This is a genomic window from Legionella nigrisilvae (genome assembly GCF_977063395.2).
Map to the genome: position 1 here is coordinate 273,322 of NZ_CDRUGZ020000043.1, position 18,725 is coordinate 292,046.

The following is an 18,725-nucleotide window of genomic DNA, read 5'->3' on the forward strand; positions in this document are numbered from 1 at the left end:
ACTAGAGTAAATATCAAATTTACATAGATCGGAATTACTATGGGCTAAGATATTCCTGTCTAGATTACCTTATCGTCGTAATATTTATCGGTTTTTGATATAAGAAAGAATACCAGATAACGCCTCTTCGCATGCAGCCAAACGTATATCGTTCCGACTTCCAGTGAATTGCTTTCTTAATATTTTGGGTTTCATGTCCCTAGCTACCCAACCAAAACACACCGTTCCTACAGGTTTCTCAGAGCTGCCCCCATCAGGTCCAGCAATACCCGTAACCGATACAGCTACATGCCCTACACTATGTTGTAACGCACCAGTCGCCATCGCCAGGGCAACAGGTTCACTGACCGCACCGTATTCTTCAATCAATTGCTTAGGCACTGAAAGTAACTCTTCTTTCGCGAGATTGCTGTACGTAACAAATCCACGCTCAAACCAGACTGAACTTCCAGGAACTTCAGTGAGATAACTTGCAATGAGCCCGCCAGTACATGATTCAGCCGTAACTAATTGCCAATTCATTTTTTTAAGAATTGCTGATATTTGTTTGATAAGTTTCTCAAAAGAACTCATGACAGGTCGTAATTTTCCTGGGTTACGGCCTAAGCCTTCACCCAGGTTAAAGATTTACTGGTTTTGAGTTTGATTTCCACCAGCAGGTTGTTGTGCTGGAGCTGGTTGTTGTTGTGTTGTAGTAGTTTCAGTAGTAGTGGTAGCAGTAGGTTGTTTGTTACTTGACTCACCACATGCAGTTAGCGTTAACGCTAAAAAACCAGTTGCAGCGATTAAAGCGATACGATTCATTTAATTTCTCCCTATAAGTTTAATATTTTTTTTAAATCCCTTTAGATTCTAGCAAATAAATTTGACTTCAACCATGACCTATTGATATTTCAGTAAAAAAGTATGCCATTATCTTATTTAGATATTCAAAAAATTAACAACCCACTTAGCAAATACCCTGTCATCACAGTGTTGCTGCAGCGATTTTAATCCCTGCGCAGCTACTTCTTGGCTTAAATTATTTTTGCGAAGTTCAATTAAGGCCCGGGAATAACTTTTGCTGTATTCAGGGTGACCTTGTACAGTAAGTAGGTTGTCGCGAATCTGCACCATGTAAAATGGACAAAAGTCACTCGCTGCCAAAACCTCTGCTCCCTCCGGAAGGAGTACCACTTGATCCTGATGGCTAACGATTAGATTTAAAATTCCGAGAGATGGCGACATCCATGGCTTGAGTTGCGTAATTTTATTTACGGACACTCCAATACCCCACCCTTGATGAGCTTTTATAACCTTTCCTCCTAATGCCTTTGCAATAAGTTGATGACCAAAACAAATCCCTATGATTTTTTTCCTTGCCGCATGAAGGCATCGAACAAATTCTTCAAGCGCTCTAATCCAAGATAAATCCTCATTAACGCCATAGCGACTTCCAGTAATAATATAAGCATCCACGACATCCATATTGCTAGGTAATTCACCAAAACGAACATCAAAAACAGTGAACTTTAAATTGGGTTCTTCTACTTGTAGGAGCTGGATATACATTTCAAGATAGGTTCCATGTACAGCAATTAACCTTGAGTCTACTTGGTCACATTGCAATATTCCAATTTTCATGGCAGTCCTTAAGGTGCTTCTGCCAATCGCTTCATTATTGTCTGTGAAGGATGGGGATAATTGCCGCGGATTGCTCCCAACAGAATGCGTTCATATTGTTCTGTATCGAAGAGAATGGGATTGCTCTGGGCAGAAGGATCTTCTGTGGCCATATTTGCAATACGTTTCACTTGTCGTTCATCAATACCAATTTCAATTAAACAGTGCTCGATACCTAACTCACGTCGCAACTGGATTATCCACTCAAGAAATCCATCAAACCCACTTTCAATCTCTAAATAGGTTGCTAACCTACTTATCTTATATTCAATTTCAGATCGATTCGCGAGTAGCACATACGGCATGAGAATGGCATTTAATCGTCCGTGATGTGCGTCATAAATTGCTCCCAAAGGATGAGCAAGTGCATGCATAGCCCCTAACCCACGTTGAAAAGCCGTTGCCCCCATCGAAGAAGCTACGAGCATTTGGGTCCGCGAATTGATATCAGTACCATTTTGCATTACTCGGGGTAAATGTTCTTTTATTAGACGAATCCCTTCCAGAGCAATTCCTTCGGCAAGCGGGTGATAACTAGGAGCACAATAAGCTTCCAAACAGTGAGACAGTGCATCCATCCCAGTTGCTGCCGTAATGTTCGGTGGTAAAGCAACAGTCAACCCCGGATCTAAAATAACCATAACTGGCATCATTTTTGGATGAAAAATAATCTTTTTGCGTTGCTCTTGGGTATCGGTAATTACCGAAGCACGTCCCACCTCTGAACCAGTACCTGCTGTAGTGGGTACAGCGATTATGGGCGCTACGCCTGCAGCATTCACCCGGCGCCAATTATCTCCTATGTCTTCAAAATCCCATAGTGGACGATCTTGTCCAACCATCAAGGCAATGGCTTTACCGGCATCAAGCGCAGAGCCTCCACCCAAAGCAATAATCCCATCATGGTTCCCCTTTTGATACGCATCTACACCGGCCATAACATGTTCTCCCGATGGATTGGCTTTAACATCGGCGAATACAGAACAAAACAACCCCGCATCTTGGCAATGTGCCAGGATGGACTCAACCACCGGCAATTTTGCGAAATTACTATCGGTGACTAGGAGAGGCGCATTCATTTCTAAGGTATGACATACTTCGACAAGTTCACGAATACGTCCTGCTCCTACCTTTATCGAAGTAGGATAATTCCAATTAGCCGTCAGTGAGGTACTCATTATGATAGATTCCTTTCTAAATTAACCGTTTTTAAATGATACGATTTGGGTCTAGTCAATACGTCATATCCTATAGAAGAAAGCGTACATCCACGCCCAGAATTTTTAATTCCAGTCCAAGCCAAGGCAGGATCTAGATAATCACAACGGTTGATAAAAAATGTTCCTGTATGAAGTTGTTCACCAAGAGCCACTCCTTGGGGTATATCTTGAGTAAAAACAGCAGCGGTTAATCCATACTGGCTGTCATTCATCAATGTAATCGCTTCTTCATCATTATCAACAGCCATGATACCGACCACTGGCCCAAAAGTCTCTTCTGTCATTATCCGCATGTTGTGATTTACTTGCGTTAAAATTTGGGGCGCCATATAAGCAGTTCCAGGTTGATCCATCAAAAAATCTCGACTATCAATATGTGCTATAGCCCCTTGCGCCAATGCTTCGTGAATCTGTGCCTGCACAAAAGCGACAGAAGAAGGACGAACAAGGGGTCCCAAGGTTGTTTCCGGATCATCGGGACGCCCAAGTTTATATTGTTTAACCAAGGCTACTGCCTTATTAACAAATTGTTCGTAAATACTCTTGTGAACGTAAATACGTTCAATACCGCAACAGGATTGACCGGAGTTAAAGAAGGCCCCATCCATCAGTGTATCTACGGCATTATCAATATCCGCATCACAACGAACATAAGCGGGATCTTTCCCTCCAAGTTCCAAGCCAATACTCAAAAAACGCCCGGCGGTTACTCGTTCAATCATTGTCCCACCCGCAACCGAACCTGTAAAAGCGACATTGTTTATAGACGAATCACGCAAAATTTTTTCAGTATCTGAATGAGTCAGATGTAAATACTGAAACACTCCTCGAGGAAGATTTGCTTCTCTAAAAGCTTGATCAAATCGCTCCGCTACAAGTGGTGTTTGCGCTGAATGTTTGAGTAAGACCACATTTCCAGCCATTATAGCTGGGATGATGGCATTGACGGCAGTGAGGTAAGGATAGTTCCAAGGAGCAATAACAAATGTCAGCCCTAATGGTTCACGTTTGATGTAACGAATAAAGCCCGTTTTTTCAGGTAATGAGATAGGCCCAAGTGCATCGCGTGCAGCAGCGATCATATAACGAGCTCGCTCCTCAAAACCATTTATTTCCCCAGCAGCATAACGAATTGGTCTCCCCATTTGCCAACAAATTTCTTTGGCTATCTCATCCTTTTTAGCTACCAAAGCCTCTACTGCTGCAATACAGTAACTCTCACGTTCGGATAAGGTAGTGGCTGCCCATTGTTTTTTTGCACTTAATGCGCTATCCAAAGCAAATTGAATCTCATTGTCTTTGGCAAATGCACGCTCTACATATAGAGAATTATCTATAGGCGAATAGGTTTTCAAAGTGTCGTTCATAATCGAGCAAACCCTGGTTAAATAATTTCAAAGTAACGATCCAATTCCCAATCTGTAATATGACGACGAAATTCGCGCTCTTCCCATTCACGAGAACCGGCAAAATGTTCAACAAATGAATCGCCAAATAAAGAACGAGCGACCTTTGACTCTCTAAGACGAGTCGCTGCTTCCCAAAGAGTTCGTGGTAAAGCAAGCTCAACTTCGTGTTGTTGTGTATAAGAATTGCCTTTAATTTCAGGATAGGGTTCTAGTTTTTGCTCAATTCCATACAAACCAGAGCCCAAAGCGGCAGCCAGAGCTAAATATGGATTCGAATCTGCAGAACCCAAACGATATTCAACTCGTTGGGATGTGTCACTTCCGGGTATAACTCGTATAGCCGTGGTACGATTTTCTACACCCCAGGTTGCATCAGTTGGAGCCCAGAATCCTGGAACCAAGCGAGAGAAACTGTTCACAGTGGGTGAAACCATTGCCAAGAACTCGGGCATGAGTCTCTGTTGGCCTGCGACAAAATGCCGTTGAATTTCACTCATATTATAAGGCATAGAAGGTTCATAAAATGCACTAGCTCCCTCCTCTTTATGACGTAAAGAAAGATGAATATGCCCGCTTTGACCAGGATAATGCGGCGACCATTTAGCCATAAAAGTTGCCATCATATTGTTGCGCTGCGCTAAAATCTTCATAAACGTTTTAAACAAGGCAGCCTTATCCCCGGCTTCAATGGCCTTATCTACAGCAATCGCTGCTTCGATCACCCCAGGCCCTGTTTCCGCATGCAAACCCTCAATAGGGAAATCCATAATCTCACTCATATTAAGGATCTGATGATATAAATCCGCATGAACGGTATTGCGAATCATAGAATAACCAAAGAAATCAGGTGTTATAGGTTTTAAATTGCGGAAACTTTTAGAACGCACACTGTCAGGTGTTTCATCAAACATAAAGAATTCATATTCTAATGCTGCATAGACGGCAAACCCCATTGAATCTGCTTTATTAACAACCCGACGCAGCAACGCTCGAGGACATATGGTTTCAGCCTCTCCAGCAAATTCAGCCATAAATAACAACTGATTTTCTTCAAAAACGAGATCGCGACACGTTTCGGGAAGAATACGCACTAAAGTATCAGGGTAACCCGTGTGCCAACCGGTATATTTTCCATTATCGTAAAGTTTATCTTTGGAGTCCCACCCCAAGATCACATCACAAAAAGAAAAACCATTATCCAGAGCCGAGAAGAACTTTTTACGGCTCATGTACTTTCCAAGCATTACCCCATCGATATCAAATAAACCAACTTTGACGTGGGTTAGATTACGCTCCTCAACAATTTTTCTTGCTGCTTCAACGGTCTTTACATCCTTTGGATTTAACATAGCATTTCCTTTGCCTGTTCATGATGAATCGTTAAATTAGTCTATTTGATAATATCCAGATTCTGTTCTTGGATCCAGGAGTATTTATTGATGTTTAAGATGGCATAAATGTAAAAATTGCACCCATTTTATCTCTACAACTCGTATTAACGCATCTTCTCATCAGTCACTTCAAATTGAGTCTACTCTACCTTATGTGATTTTGTTAAAATCCCCGAAACTTCAACTTGAGTGTAACCATTCATGACTACTTCCCATACCCCGATGATGCAACAGTATTTACGCATAAAATCAGAATATCCTGATATGCTTCTGCTCTATCGTATGGGTGACTTTTATGAATTATTCTTTGATGATGCCAAACGTGCATCACAATTATTAGATCTTACCTTAACCCATCGTGGCCAATCTGCTGACAAACCCATTCCCATGGCTGGTGTTCCTTATCATGCTGTAGAAAATTATTTGGCTCGATTGATTAAAAAAGGGGAATCAGTAGCTATTTGTGAACAAATAGGAGATCCTGCAACGAGCAAGGGACCTGTAGAACGAAAAGTTACCCGTATTATTACTCCGGGAACTGTGACTGATGAAGCGCTTTTGGAAGCTAAAAAGGATAATTTACTTTTAGCTGTTCACCACCAAAAGCAAAAAATCGGTCTTGCATGGGTTGAATTAAGTAGTGGCCGTTTTCATTTACTGGAATTCGCAGAAGTTAACCAGCTGAGCGCAGAGCTTACGAGGTTACAACCGGCTGAACTCCTCTTAAAAGAATCCTCCTTTCTAGAAGAATATTGCCAAAATTTTCCCATAAAACAAAGACCAGGTTGGGAGTTTTGCTTCGACAATGCCAAAAAACTTTTATGCGAACAATTTTCAGTACATGATCTTACTGCATTTGGGGAAAATGAATATACCACCGCGTTGGTCGCTGCCGGTGCTTTATTGGCTTATTTACACACCACACAAAAACAAGCGCTGCCTCATTTAACTACTATAACCCTCGAAAATACGAAGGATTACTTGCAACTCGATGCTGCAACCCAAAAACACCTAGAATTATTTGATAATATAAGTGGTAATTATGAAAACAGCTTGTTATCTCTTTTGGATAAAACCGCCTGCTCCATGGGGAGTCGTTTACTCAAACGCTGGTTAGGTAGACCACTTAAACATCGTGACCAGATCATCGCCCGTCAGGATGCAGTCATGGAAATAATGCATTTACAAAACGATGCATCCATCCATGAGTTATTGAGACAAACCTGTGATGTGGAACGAATTATTTCACGCATTGCTCTAAAATCAGCTCGACCACGTGATTTAGTAGCTTTAAGTCATACTTTAGCCCTTCTTCCCCAATTGAATGCTGTATTAGTACACAACAAAAGCGAGCTCACGTTACACTTAAAAAATCATCTTAAACCAGTACCAGTACTCCAGGAATTGCTTCAAATCGCAATCATCGAAAACCCACCCGTATTAATTCGTGATGGCGGGGTTATCGCTCCGGGTTTTGATGAAGAGCTTGATGAACTAAGAATGCTCAGCACACGTGCCAACGATAAACTGATGCAACTGGAGTTGGAAGAAAAACAAAGAACGGGACTTTCCTCTCTTAAATTTGGCTTCAATAACGTACAAGGCTATTTTATTGAACTGTCCAAAATGCAATCAGAAAAAGCTCCTCCTCATTACCATAGAAAACAAACTTTAAAAAATGTAGAACGTTATATCACTCCAGAATTGAAGCAATTTGAGGAAAAGGTATTATCGGCACAAGTAAAAGCCTTAGCACGCGAAAAATGGTTGTATGAGAATTTACTGGTAGAAATCCAGAAAAATATAAGGGAATTAACACAGATAGCCCAGGCTCTAGCACAACTGGATGTGATAACCACTCTAGCGGAGCGTGCACAAAGTCTCCATTGGTGTTGTCCAAATCTCGTGACGGAGCCCCAAATAATCATTGAGGCTGGTCGCCATCCAGTCATTGAACATTTGCTACAAGAACGATTTATCGCCAATGACCTCCACCTGAAACCCTCGCAAAATATCTTACTCATCACCGGTCCAAATATGGGCGGTAAATCCACATACATGCGCCAAACTGCGTTAATTGTACTTCTCGCTCATATAGGCAGTTTTGTACCTGCTAAATCAGTAACTTTAGGACCTATTGATAGAATTTTTACTCGTATTGGTGCTAGTGATGATTTGGCCTCGGGACGTTCAACTTTCATGGTAGAAATGACTGAAACAGCACAAATTTTAAGACAAGCCACCCATGAAAGTTTGGTTTTAATAGACGAAATCGGTCGTGGCACCAGTACGTACGATGGAATGGCGTTGGCTTATGCTGCCTGCACTTATTTGGCAACAACCATCAAAGCCTATACATTATTTTCCACTCACTACTTTGAATTAACCAAGCTTCCCCAACAATGGTCCTGTATTCGGAATGTCCATCTACAAGCCTCATTAGATACTGGCCGCATCATCTTTTTATATCGAGTGGAGCCAGGAAGTGCAAGTCGAAGCTATGGGCTTGAAGTCGCTGAGCTGGCCGGGATACCAGCTGAAGTTTTAAAAATTGCTCATACGCACTTAAATCAAATACAAAATCAGACCCCTTCAATAGTTCAAGAACAAGCAATAGTCCAGGTAAATCCTAAATCACCTATTTTACGTGAGTTGAGGCAAATTGATCCCGATCAATTGACGGCAAGAGAAGCTCTCGATTTGATTTATAAACTTAAAGAGATGGAAACCGCGGATGTGTAATAAAAGCATAAACTCATCGAAACCCCGGGAGCAGAATTTTATTTAATTTCAGAAATCGTGAGTTTCGCTGCGCTACATTATAATGCGGCTAAGTTTTATTCTAGCTCTGTATTTCGATTAAGTGTATATTCGTAAAAGCGTTTTATACGCTGAACAAGAGGATATTTCTGGTGAAACGAGTACTGAGACTATCATGAAAAAATTAATTTATATGATACTTCTCATTACCTGTTTTACCTTATTTGCTAAAAGTAATAACCTAGCATCCATTACAATTCATGGAGTCGCTGGGAAAGTAGAAGCAAACGTTGAAAAACGATTGAGTGAATTACAAAAATTAAAACCCCTCTCTCAATTTAGTTTGGAAGAATTGAAGGAACAAGTAATCCAAGCAGTGCAACCTTTTGGCTATTTTAAAGCAGAAGCAATACTTCAAAGACCTAACACGCAGCAGTTGATTATTTCCATCCATCCTGGCCCTCAAATAATGATTTCACAGCTCAAAATGGAAGTCATTGGCGAAGGCTCACATAATCCAATCTTACGTGATGCAATAAAAAATGTACCGCTAAAACAAGGAAATCCCCTTTTCACGGAACAATATGAACAGACTAAATTAAAGCTTCTAGATAGCGCAGAAACGCAGGGTTACATGCGTGCAGGATTTCAGAAAAGTGAAATTTTAATCGATGAAGATAACTATACAGCAGAAATCACAATCATTCTTGACACTGGACCTCTTTATTATTTTGGACAAATACAATTTAATCCTACCTACATTAATCCCAAATTACTGCATCGTTTTGTCCCTTTTCATCCAGGACAAGTCTATTCCGGAGATAAGATACTCAAATTAAATAATGATTTATCAAACAGCGGCTACTTTAGTTCCGTTCTGGTTAAACCACAAATTACAGAAAACCCCACAACTCCTGTGCAAATCTATACTGAACCCGTATCCAAGTACTCCTATACCCTTGGTGCAGGTTATGGAACCGATACAGGGCCTCGTGGCCGAGCTGCTTTGCATGTAATACCTGTCAATAGGCAAGGACATAAATTCAATCTTATGGCGCAAGGTTCTTTTGTCCAAAATGCCTTGCAAGCCCAGTATGTTGTTCCAGGAAAAAATCCTGTAAATGATCAATACACTCTAACCGGAAATTTCTCGAATTTAAGCTACAGTGCAGGCTATAGTAATTCTTTTCTTATTTCATTGGCGCAACAGCATCGTGTAACTAATTATCAACGTACTTTATCAGTAAATACCTTATATGAGGGCTTTCATTATGCGTTACAGCAAAATACAAAACAATTTTTACTCTACCCTAAAGCAAGTTTAACGTTTAGCAAAACACAAGATCTGCTTTTTTCACCATCAGGATATAACATCACCCTAAATGCGCTTGCTGCAAACCAAGCTCTTTTGTCCACGATTAATTTTGCTCAAGCTTCAGTAGATATGAAAGCGGCGATGCGAATAGAACCCATCCGTTTACGGCTCTACGGACATGCAATTCAAGGGGCTACTGCCATCAATAACATCAATGAACAACCCTTGTCACTTGCATTACTTTTAGGAGGAGCAGATAATTTAAAAGCATTTAGTTTTAATTCAATAGGTCCAGGCAGAGTAATTAGTTATGCTGGATTTGAAATTCAAAAAGAAACGAAAAAAAATTGGTACCTCGTTGCATTTTATGATGCAGGAGCTGTGTACAATCCTTCTCCTTTAGCTAGTTATTACGATGCAGGCGGTGGATTAATGTGGGTTTCACCAATAGGCCCAATTAAAGTAGGATTGGCTCAAGAAATTAATAAACGTTGGCAGCGAAATAGCAGCAGTCCACGATTGGTGATCAGAATGGGACCAGACTTATGAACCGGATTCTGGTTAGAACGCTGCAAGTGTTAGTCAAAGTACTTTATATTAGCTTGATATTCCTTATTCTATTGGGGGGTATTGCTTTATTTTTATTAGGAACCAAGTCAGGACTCCATACTGTAATTCAATTCAGCCGCTTATATCTTCCCGGAAGTATAAAAGTTCAACAAATTGAGGGAAGTTTATTAAATCACTTCACTGTGAGCGGAATCGAATATCAAAATAAATCACTTACTCTAAAAATTGAACAATTGAATGTCGAATGGCATCCTCATTATCTACGAGAAAGTCAGTTAATAACGGCTCAGTGGCAAGGTTTGCAATGGAATACTGCGGAAGATAAAATCATCGATAGCAAAAGCGGAACGATTACAGCAACCGGGGTCTTTCCTAATCTACAAATTGCTATACGCTCCCAAATACTCACTGCCCCTGAGGACCATTGGCTTATAAAAGCAAAAATTCACGGAAGATTACCTTGGCAATGGACTTTTGATGCCAGCCTAAGTCCTCAGAATCTCCCCCCAAAAAATGCTCGTTTGTATACCAATTTATCAGCGCAAGGTGAGATCACTGCTAAGGATCAGGGGGTTTTATCACTTACAATACGCCCTGGTTTTTATCGTGAACCTAGTAATGACATTCTCCCGGTTCTTCAATTCAAAGGGGGTTCTTTAAAGATTCTCCTCTCACCTCAATCTCTTAAAGGAACAGGTCTTTTGACAATTGATGAACATAAAGATTTAAAATTGGAGTTTCAATTACCTAAATTTGCACTGGATACCGGTCTGAAGGAGGAACAATTAATTAACAGTGAAGTAGTATTGGAAATAAATTCTATGGATTTTTTACAAAAAATTAGTCCTGAAATTAACAAACTCAAAGGGCAATTAATTGCTTCATTAAAAGTAAGTGGTACTTTGAATAAACGCAAAATCGAAAGTCAAATAAAACTGATTAATACCAGTTTTGAATTACCTAGATTAGGACTTAATATAAATGCTTTGGAAATGAATGTGCACGGAAAAGAACGCTCTTGGGAAATGGCCGGCTCAATCAAATCCTCAGATAAACACTTATCACTGACTGGGAAAGGGACTCTTACCTCCCGATATACAGGTGATATCCTACTAGAAGGCAATGATTTTCCACTGGTGCAAACCCGCGAATACAAAATTGACATTTCACCAAAACTCAATCTACATTTTACACCAAAGATACAATCCATTTCAGGTACTATCTTGGTTCCTTATGCTGAAATAAAACCCCGCTCCTTCCATAACAGTGTATCCTTGCCCGATGATGTGGTTTTTAAACGTAAAGATAAATCATCCCCTTCTTTTAGCCTGTTTAACAGTATGGATATTGATCTGGAGATGGGAAAAGAAGTTACAGTCAATATCAAAGGATTAAAGGGTTATTTGGATGGAATACTCCATTTAAAACAATCGCAACAAAGCTCAATCAATGCCTATGGTGAGTTATCAGTAAGACAGGGTATTTATAAAGCTTATGGGCAAGATTTAGCCATACAACAAGGACAATTAATTTTCACAGGTGGCCCCATTAGTAACCCGGGAATTAACCTTCGAGCTGCGAAAAAAATTACAACCACCTCAACCTCCTTCTCCAGTTCAAGTCAACTTTTAGACTTTAATAGTAGCAATCTACAAAATATGAATTATGGGGAAACCATGATTTTAGGCGTAGAAGCCACAGGGCGATTAACTCGTCCCAAAATACAATTATTTTCTGATCCAGCAACGCTTCCTCAAGCAGAAATTCTTTCCTGGCTTGTTTTAGGTCGTCCAGCAAATCAAGCAGACAAAGCTGGAGGACAACTACTTTTAGCAGCGATTTCTTCAATGAATCTTGGTAGTAATACGAACGGTCTTCAACTTTTAGAGCAACTCAAGCAGACTGCGGGTATTGATTTTAATGTACAAACGAATACCAATTACAATCAACTCACCAATACTTCAAGCGACACGACTTCTTTTATAGTAGGTAAATCTATTTCAAAGCGGCTTTATTTAAGTTATAACATCGGGCTGTCACAAACCGATACGAATATGTTGACACTGAGGTACTTACTCAATCGATTTTTTAGTATTCAAATAAGCAACAGTGATACCAGTAGCGCTATTGATTTTTTATATACTTCCAATAAGAAAATAAAACGACGAAAACCTAAAAATAAGCTGGTTAAGAATTCGTAAAAGTACCCCAGCGTTTACGGATTTACGCGCCTCCACTCAGATCGCTACGAGTTGTGTTAAAATATCCACAATTTGAGGCTCTACGATCTTTAAGACACAGAGTGAACTATATGATTAGGATGAATTCCATGACCAATTATCAGATGCCATTAAGATTAACTCGTTTAAGAAGTAATGCAATGTCTCGAGCTTTAGTTAAAGAAACACGCTTACATCCGCAGCAATTTATTGCTCCTCTATTTATCAGTGAACTACTCAATGAACCTCAAGAAATAAATGCAATGCCTGGTCAGTTTCAATTGAGTCTTGGGTGCATCCCTAAGGAAATTGAATTGCTGAGTTCCCTAGGGATTCCTGCAGTACTTCTATTTGGCATTCCTAAACATAAAGATGCTTATGGAAGTGAATCATTTAGTAACGAAGGAATTATTCAAAAAGCGATAAAAGAAATTCGTGCTGTAAATAAAGACATCCTCATTATTACCGATCTTTGCTTTTGTGAGTACACAGACCATGGTCATTGTGGTGTGCTTGATGGAGAATGCATTGATACTGAAAAAACCTTAGCATTCCTCGCAAAACAAGCCATAAGTCATGCGCAAGCCGGTGCTGATTGGGTTGCACCGAGCGGAATGACTGATGGAATGGTATATGCAATTCGCGAAGCCTTGGACACTCAAGGATATCAACATATTCCTGTTTTAAGTTACAGTGCTAAATATTGTTCTTGCCTATATGGCCCTTTTAGAGAAGCAGCCCAAGGAGCGCCAAAATTTGGTGATCGCAAGGCCTATCAGATGGATCCTGCAAATGGAGCTGAGGCATTAAGAGAAACAGCCCTTGATCTTGAAGAAGGTGCCGACATGATTATGGTAAAACCTGCTGGATTTTATTTGGATGTTATCGCAAAACTAAAACAAAACTTCCCTGAAGTGCCCCTTTGTGCTTATCAGGTAAGTGGCGAATATTCAATGATTAAAATAGCCGCTCAAAACAAACTTATCAATGAAGAACACGCTATTATAGAAAGCTTGACTGCAATAAAACGTGCGGGAGCAGATTTTATTATTTCTTATTTTGCTAAAGATATTGCCCGTATGTTAAGTCAAAATAATGCATCCCTCTAAGACTCCCATGCGACATTTATTCTTACAACAAAAACCCACCCAGAGAGTGTTTACGAAAAGCTTATGGTGATAGACACTTAGTTATTTTCCGATATACTCTTGATGGGTTTTAGATGTAGAACAGCCGATTGGTGCGAATATTTGACTGTCCACTAGTCATAGTGGACACGATAACAACTAACCAATCAATTATAATTAAACGGAGAAAAAGATATAATGAATTTAATATTTAAAGGTTTTTCAGCAGTAGCTTTAAGCATTAGTGCTTTAACAGCTTTTGCAAGTCCAACTTATTTGATCACTCATAATAATACTTCTGAAGAATCAAACGCTTATATAGCAGGCGTACCTTCTGCATACCCAACTCCCGCCAATTCAACTCAACGAGTTTATTGGAATCTAGTAAAATTGGCCTGCTACGGACACACAACTGGTAGACAATGTTCTGCAGTAATTAAAATGGCCACTAATACATCCAATCCTATAGAGGTTGGCGAGGTTCATATGGATCTTGATACTGGAGATATCACTCCAAAGTTTTTATCTAAAAACGGATATACACTTACGGTAAATGGCCTCGGCGAAGCAACCATAACTAAAAAATAATTTATTTTATTTTAATGAGTTTAGGGAACAAAACTCGTCTCCAATTGAACTCATATGTACTCAGTAAATAAAAAAGCCACTTTTAGTGGCTTTTTATTTATATCTAATAAATAGTTATTTTGTAGGCGCTGGTGGGGCTTTATCAATGATCCATGTCAATTGAGCACCGACCAAATCTGCACCAAAATTACCGTCATCCACGTCCACATTATATACAGAAGTTTGTGAGAGAGCCTGTTCAGAATGAACGTTTGGTTTGTTCCCAGCAAACAAATGGGTGTAGCCCACATCAACACCAACATTTGGACGCCATTGGTAATGAGCACCTACAGCCACGGCCCAACGATCTACGTCAGGTAAACGAACATTTCGATCCGTATCATTTGTTGGAGTCTCATCATAACCGCCACCTACACGAAGCATTAGCTTGGGATTTACATGATAATTTGCACCAAGCGCAACACGCCAAGAATCATGGTAATTTTGGGGTACATTGCTATTAATATTTGCCTGAGTCACAGGAAAAATTGGTGCATGTCCGATATTGGGTACAGCCACATTATTTAATTGGATTTCTTTAAAAACACCCCATCCGGTATAAACAACAGATCCCAATAAAGCGAGTCGCTCATTAATATCTTGATAAGCACTTAGAGTAAGTACATCTGGAAATTCTTGTGGGTCACTGAATAAATCATTATTTGTTCGAGATGTTGAAGGAGGTAATACAGGGAAAACCAGATTAAAATTATTATTGGCTAAAATTCCAGAAAAACGACTATGCCCATAGAACACATGTCTTACTCTGGATTGATAGTTAAGACCTATACGTGTGTGATTGTCATTAAATATTCCCATCACCCCAACATGAAATCCAACACCCCAAGAAGCCGCTTTGTTGTAACTTAAAGAATCAACGGTAGCAGGATTTTCTCCAAGAATTTGAAATAAAGTTGGTGCACCAATCATTTGATTGAATTTAGCACGAGACCATTGCAAATCAAGACCAGCTCCCAATGCAAAATTTTCTGTTAAGCGAGTGCCTAATTCTGGCGAAAAATTAGTAGTTAAAATTTCAGTGTAGGTCGCAGAATAACGTACAGGAGAATCAGGAGCCCAATCTGTAGACAAACCAAATGGAGCAGTAACACTAAAACCGAAGGTAGTACGCTCACCTAAAGGAAGCGCATAATGGAATGAAGGAACAAAACCATTATAACTGCCATCTACTCCTTCAAACTCTTGTACATATTGAACTGCTGAGGGGAACGGAGGAGGAAGACCTGTAGAAGTAGTAAAGGTACTTGTACCATCCAGCTTAAGAGTAGGAAATATGCCAACACCGCTAAAAACTACTTGTTGCTCACGAAGTAAAGCTAAACCAGCGGGATTATACCAACCTGTTGATGCATCAGCTGCTTCTGCGGCAGAACCAGCTGCATAGTTACCCACTGTATAACCGGTAGCTTCTCCATATAAAGAAAATCCAGCTGCATGAACTCCACCACTAGCCAGAACACTAAGAACAGCTGCATTAACCAGTGTTCTTAAAGGTTTGTACATATTTTTCACTCCTGTTACTCCTCAGATATCATACTTCAAAAATTGAATAAAATACGTCCGCTAAAAAACGAGTTTACCCTGTTTTCAAATCATTAAAAATACCTTTTTCTTATTTATATTCAACAGGTAATGAAAATTAATTCAGAGTGAATTAATTAAATCCATCGTGGGCAATTAATGAGTAAAAATGGCGCTAGATCAGTAATTCAAGTTATAAGAACTTGTGTACCCACTCCTGTCCATGATAATGTGTATTAATTTTGTGCGGAAATGAATCATGCAACAAATAGTAACTAAATTTGGTGGTACCAGCGTTTCAACTCGCAACAATTGGAATAATATTGTTTCCATTACTAAAAAACATATGAGTTCTGGAGTACAGCCTGTTATTGTATGCTCCGCACTAACCCAAATTTCTAACAAACTCGAAAAGGCTATTGAAGCGGCTTTAATCAATGAACATCAGAGTATTCTTATTGATATTCGTAATGGGCATCTTAATCTTGCTGAACAGCTGGAAGTTGATCCTGAATTAATAGCAAAAGAATTACTTCAACTCGAGCAATGGCTTACTGGAATTGCCTTACTAAAGCAAGCTCCTGCAAAAACGCATGCGGAAATTCTAAGTATGGGTGAATTAATGATGACCCGCTTAGGACATGCATTTCTCGAAAAACAAGGAATTCATTGTACTTGGTATGATGCTCGTGAACTCTTAATCAGTACACCCTTTCCTGAAGGTGGCTCGGCAAATTACCTTTCTGCTCGCTGTGAAAGTGAATATGCTCCCGAGTTAGTTGAAAAATTTCTTAACAGTGGTGCTCAAGCCATTATTACTCAAGGATTTTTTGCTGCCAATCCTCAAGGGGAGACGGTTTTATTGGGTCGCGGAGGTTCAGATACATCCGCTGCATTACTTGCAGGCAAACTTCAAGCTGCATCATGTGAAATCTGGACTGATGTTCCTGGAATTTATACGGCCAATCCTCATCAACTGCCTCAAGCGCGTTTATTGAAAAAATTAAATTATGATGAAGCTCAGGAAATTGCCACCATGGGAGCGAAGGTATTACACCCAAACTGTATTCCTCCGGTCCGACGCGCCAATATTCCAATGTCAGTCAAATTTACTCAAATGCCGGAACATTCAGGAACATTGATTACTAAGGATATTGATGAAACGGCCCCTTTAATAAAATCCATACAGATTAAAAACAGTATTTTATTGATCTCTATAGATACCTTGCACATGTGGCAACAAGTAGGATTTTTATCTGATGTATTTACAGCCTTCAAACATCATGGCTTCTCAGTAGACTTACTCTCCTCCTCCGAGTTTAATGTTACTTTATCCCTGGATATTAATAGTAAAATACATGATCGTCCTGCAATTAATGCCTTACTTGCAGAGCTAAATCAATTTGGTCGAGCAAAACTCATTGAACCCTGTAGTGCAGTGAGTCTCGTTGGTCATCATATCAGAACTGTATTGCCACAACTTGGCCCAGCATTAGAAGTATTTGAAGCGAAACAAGTCTACTTAATGTCACTGGCATCCAATGACTTAAACCTCACATTTGTGGTGGATGAGTCACAAGCAAATCAATTATGCCAAAAACTACACCACTTACTTATAGAAAATAACCCTCAAATTTTTTACTACTCAAAAAGCTGGCATGAAGAGTTTGGCAAACCTTCGGCGCGCACTATTCCATGGTGGGAAAAAGAGCGCGATCATTTATTAACTATAGCCTCAGTTAATTCGCCTTGTTATGTTTATCACAGTCAAACACAAGTGGAGCGAGCGAAGCAACTACTGGCCTTAAAGTCCATAGACACCTTATTTTATGCAATCAAAGCCAATCCTCATCCATCGATTTTAAAAACAATGGAACACGAAGGGATCGGTTTTGAATGTGTCTCCATTCAAGAGTTAACCAGAGTACTGGAACTCTTTCCTAATATAGACCGAAAACGAATTTTGTTTACTCCTAATTTTGCGCCTAGAGCAGAATATGAATATGCTCTAAATATAGGCTGTTATGTTACTATAGATAGTTTATATCCATTGGAACATTGGCCCGATATATTTAAAAATCGTGAAGTTATTATTCGTATTGATCCAGGTACTGGTGCGGGGCATCACAAACATGTTTCAACTGGGGGAAATGAATCAAAATTTGGCATTACGCAAAATGATATTGATCAAGTTGTCACATTAACCAAGAAATATAAAATCCAGGTAGTCGGTTTGCATGCACACTCAGGTAGTGGCATTCTCACCTCAGAATTATGGCAACAAACCGCTTTAATGCTCGCCTCGCTGACAGAGCAATTTCCACTGGTCAAATCCATTAATCTTGGTGGTGGACTGGGTATAGTAGAGAAGCCCGGCCAACAACCATTAGATTTTTCAAGTATGGATGCTTCGCTAATGGCGGTTAAATCACGTTATCCTCAAATTCAAATCTGGCTTGAACCGGGTCGTTTTTTTGTAGCGGAAAGTGGTGTAATCCTCGCCAAAGTTACCCAATGCAAAGAAAAAGGAAAGGTAAAATTTGTGGGTATAGAAACCGGTATGAACTCATTAATCCGACCCTCGTTATACGGTGCTTATCATGAAATCGTAAACCTAAGTCGATTACATGAAGAAAAAGCGGGTTTTTCTCATATCGTAGGCCCGATTTGTGAATCTGGAGATACCTTGGGCTATGACCGATTATTACCCGTAACAGAAGAAGGCGATGTATTGTTAATTGCTAATGCCGGAGCTTATGGTCGTTGTATGAGTTCCCATTACAATTTGCGTCCACCTGCACAAGAAATTGTTATTGACTAACCTCCCTTCTCCCTACGGGGAGAAGGTGTTCTCCAGGGGTTGAGAGGCATTCGTAAGACTAA

The 18,725-nt window shown here is 39.8% G+C and carries 13 protein-coding genes; 6 read left to right on the forward strand and 7 right to left on the reverse strand.

Annotated features, from left to right (window positions below; all coding sequences use genetic code 11):
- Window positions 1–84: 84 nt before the first annotated feature.
- The 6 genes from ACWTE2_RS31655 to ACWTE2_RS31680 all read right to left on the reverse strand — a co-directional run bounded on the left by ACWTE2_RS31655 (window position 85) and on the right by ACWTE2_RS31680 (window position 5,640).
- A complete protein-coding gene (locus ACWTE2_RS31655) occupies window positions 85–573 on the reverse strand; it encodes a CinA family protein (protein ID WP_454785878.1) in 489 nt (162 codons plus the stop codon).
- Window positions 574–627: 54 nt separating this feature from the next.
- Window positions 628–804: a hypothetical protein gene (locus ACWTE2_RS31660; protein WP_182393256.1), complete on the reverse strand. Its 177-nt coding sequence runs from the start codon at window positions 802–804 to the stop codon at window positions 628–630.
- Window positions 805–921: 117 nt separating this feature from the next.
- Window positions 922–1,623 (reverse strand): glutamine amidotransferase-related protein, encoded by a 702-nt coding sequence (locus ACWTE2_RS31665; RefSeq protein ID WP_454785879.1) that lies wholly within the window; start codon window positions 1,621–1,623, stop codon window positions 922–924.
- 8 nt (window positions 1,624–1,631) lie between these two features.
- Window positions 1,632–2,840: an iron-containing alcohol dehydrogenase gene (locus ACWTE2_RS31670; protein ID WP_454785880.1), complete on the reverse strand. Its 1,209-nt coding sequence runs from the start codon at window positions 2,838–2,840 to the stop codon at window positions 1,632–1,634.
- Complete coding sequence (locus ACWTE2_RS31675) at window positions 2,840–4,249, reverse strand: aldehyde dehydrogenase family protein (protein ID WP_454785881.1); 1,410 nt, start codon at window positions 4,247–4,249, stop codon at window positions 2,840–2,842. Before ACWTE2_RS31675 ends, ACWTE2_RS31670 begins: the two co-directional genes overlap by 1 nt.
- 17 nt (window positions 4,250–4,266) lie before the next feature.
- A complete protein-coding gene (locus ACWTE2_RS31680; RefSeq protein ID WP_454785882.1) occupies window positions 4,267–5,640 on the reverse strand; it encodes a glutamine synthetase family protein in 1,374 nt (457 codons plus the stop codon).
- A gap of 243 nt (window positions 5,641–5,883) precedes the next feature.
- Between ACWTE2_RS31680 and mutS the strand changes: the two genes are divergently transcribed.
- The 5 genes from mutS (at window position 5,884) to ACWTE2_RS31705 (ending at window position 14,261) form a co-directional block, all read left to right on the forward strand.
- Entirely contained in the window at window positions 5,884–8,424 is a 2,541-nt protein-coding gene (gene mutS, locus ACWTE2_RS31685; RefSeq protein ID WP_454785883.1) for a DNA mismatch repair protein MutS, read from the forward strand.
- A gap of 193 nt (window positions 8,425–8,617) precedes the next feature.
- Window positions 8,618–10,306, forward strand: coding sequence for an autotransporter assembly complex protein TamA (locus ACWTE2_RS31690; protein WP_454785884.1), 1,689 nt, complete (start codon window positions 8,618–8,620; stop codon window positions 10,304–10,306).
- Window positions 10,303–12,528 (forward strand): translocation/assembly module TamB domain-containing protein, encoded by a 2,226-nt coding sequence (locus tag ACWTE2_RS31695; protein WP_454785885.1) that lies wholly within the window; start codon window positions 10,303–10,305, stop codon window positions 12,526–12,528. Before ACWTE2_RS31690 ends, ACWTE2_RS31695 begins: the two co-directional genes overlap by 4 nt.
- A 128-nt stretch (window positions 12,529–12,656) precedes the next feature.
- Window positions 12,657–13,655: a porphobilinogen synthase gene (gene hemB / locus ACWTE2_RS31700; protein ID WP_454785886.1), complete on the forward strand. Its 999-nt coding sequence runs from the start codon at window positions 12,657–12,659 to the stop codon at window positions 13,653–13,655.
- Window positions 13,656–13,871: 216 nt separating this feature from the next.
- Window positions 13,872–14,261, forward strand: coding sequence for a hypothetical protein (locus ACWTE2_RS31705; protein WP_454785887.1), 390 nt, complete (start codon window positions 13,872–13,874; stop codon window positions 14,259–14,261).
- Between the two features lie 114 nt (window positions 14,262–14,375).
- Here the strand turns inward: ACWTE2_RS31705 and ACWTE2_RS31710 are convergent, their stop codons facing one another.
- Window positions 14,376–15,833: an OmpP1/FadL family transporter gene (locus tag ACWTE2_RS31710; RefSeq protein ID WP_454785888.1), complete on the reverse strand. Its 1,458-nt coding sequence runs from the start codon at window positions 15,831–15,833 to the stop codon at window positions 14,376–14,378.
- 268 nt (window positions 15,834–16,101) lie between these two features.
- Here ACWTE2_RS31710 and ACWTE2_RS31715 point away from each other — a divergent pair, with 268 nt between their 5' ends.
- On the forward strand, window positions 16,102–18,663 hold the full coding sequence (locus tag ACWTE2_RS31715) for a bifunctional aspartate kinase/diaminopimelate decarboxylase (RefSeq protein WP_454785889.1): 2,562 nt from the start codon (window positions 16,102–16,104) through the stop codon (window positions 18,661–18,663).
- The last annotated feature ends 62 nt before the right edge of the window (window positions 18,664–18,725 follow it).

Coding starts and splice junctions, on each gene's coding strand:
- ACWTE2_RS31655 (WP_454785878.1), bottom strand. CDS start 573: ATGAGTTCTTTTGAGAAACTTATCAAACAAATATCAGCAATTCTTAAA.
- ACWTE2_RS31660 (WP_182393256.1), bottom strand. CDS start 804: ATGAATCGTATCGCTTTAATCGCTGCAACTGGTTTTTTAGCGTTAACG.
- ACWTE2_RS31665 (WP_454785879.1), bottom strand. CDS start 1,623: ATGAAAATTGGAATATTGCAATGTGACCAAGTAGACTCAAGGTTAATT.
- ACWTE2_RS31670 (WP_454785880.1), bottom strand. CDS start 2,840: ATGAGTACCTCACTGACGGCTAATTGGAATTATCCTACTTCGATAAAG.
- ACWTE2_RS31675 (WP_454785881.1), bottom strand. CDS start 4,249: ATGAACGACACTTTGAAAACCTATTCGCCTATAGATAATTCTCTATAT.
- ACWTE2_RS31680 (WP_454785882.1), bottom strand. CDS start 5,640: ATGTTAAATCCAAAGGATGTAAAGACCGTTGAAGCAGCAAGAAAAATT.
- mutS (WP_454785883.1), top strand. CDS start 5,884: ATGACTACTTCCCATACCCCGATGATGCAACAGTATTTACGCATAAAA.
- ACWTE2_RS31690 (WP_454785884.1), top strand. CDS start 8,618: ATGAAAAAATTAATTTATATGATACTTCTCATTACCTGTTTTACCTTA.
- ACWTE2_RS31695 (WP_454785885.1), top strand. CDS start 10,303: ATGAACCGGATTCTGGTTAGAACGCTGCAAGTGTTAGTCAAAGTACTT.
- hemB (WP_454785886.1), top strand. CDS start 12,657: ATGACCAATTATCAGATGCCATTAAGATTAACTCGTTTAAGAAGTAAT.
- ACWTE2_RS31705 (WP_454785887.1), top strand. CDS start 13,872: ATGAATTTAATATTTAAAGGTTTTTCAGCAGTAGCTTTAAGCATTAGT.
- ACWTE2_RS31715 (WP_454785889.1), top strand. CDS start 16,102: ATGCAACAAATAGTAACTAAATTTGGTGGTACCAGCGTTTCAACTCGC.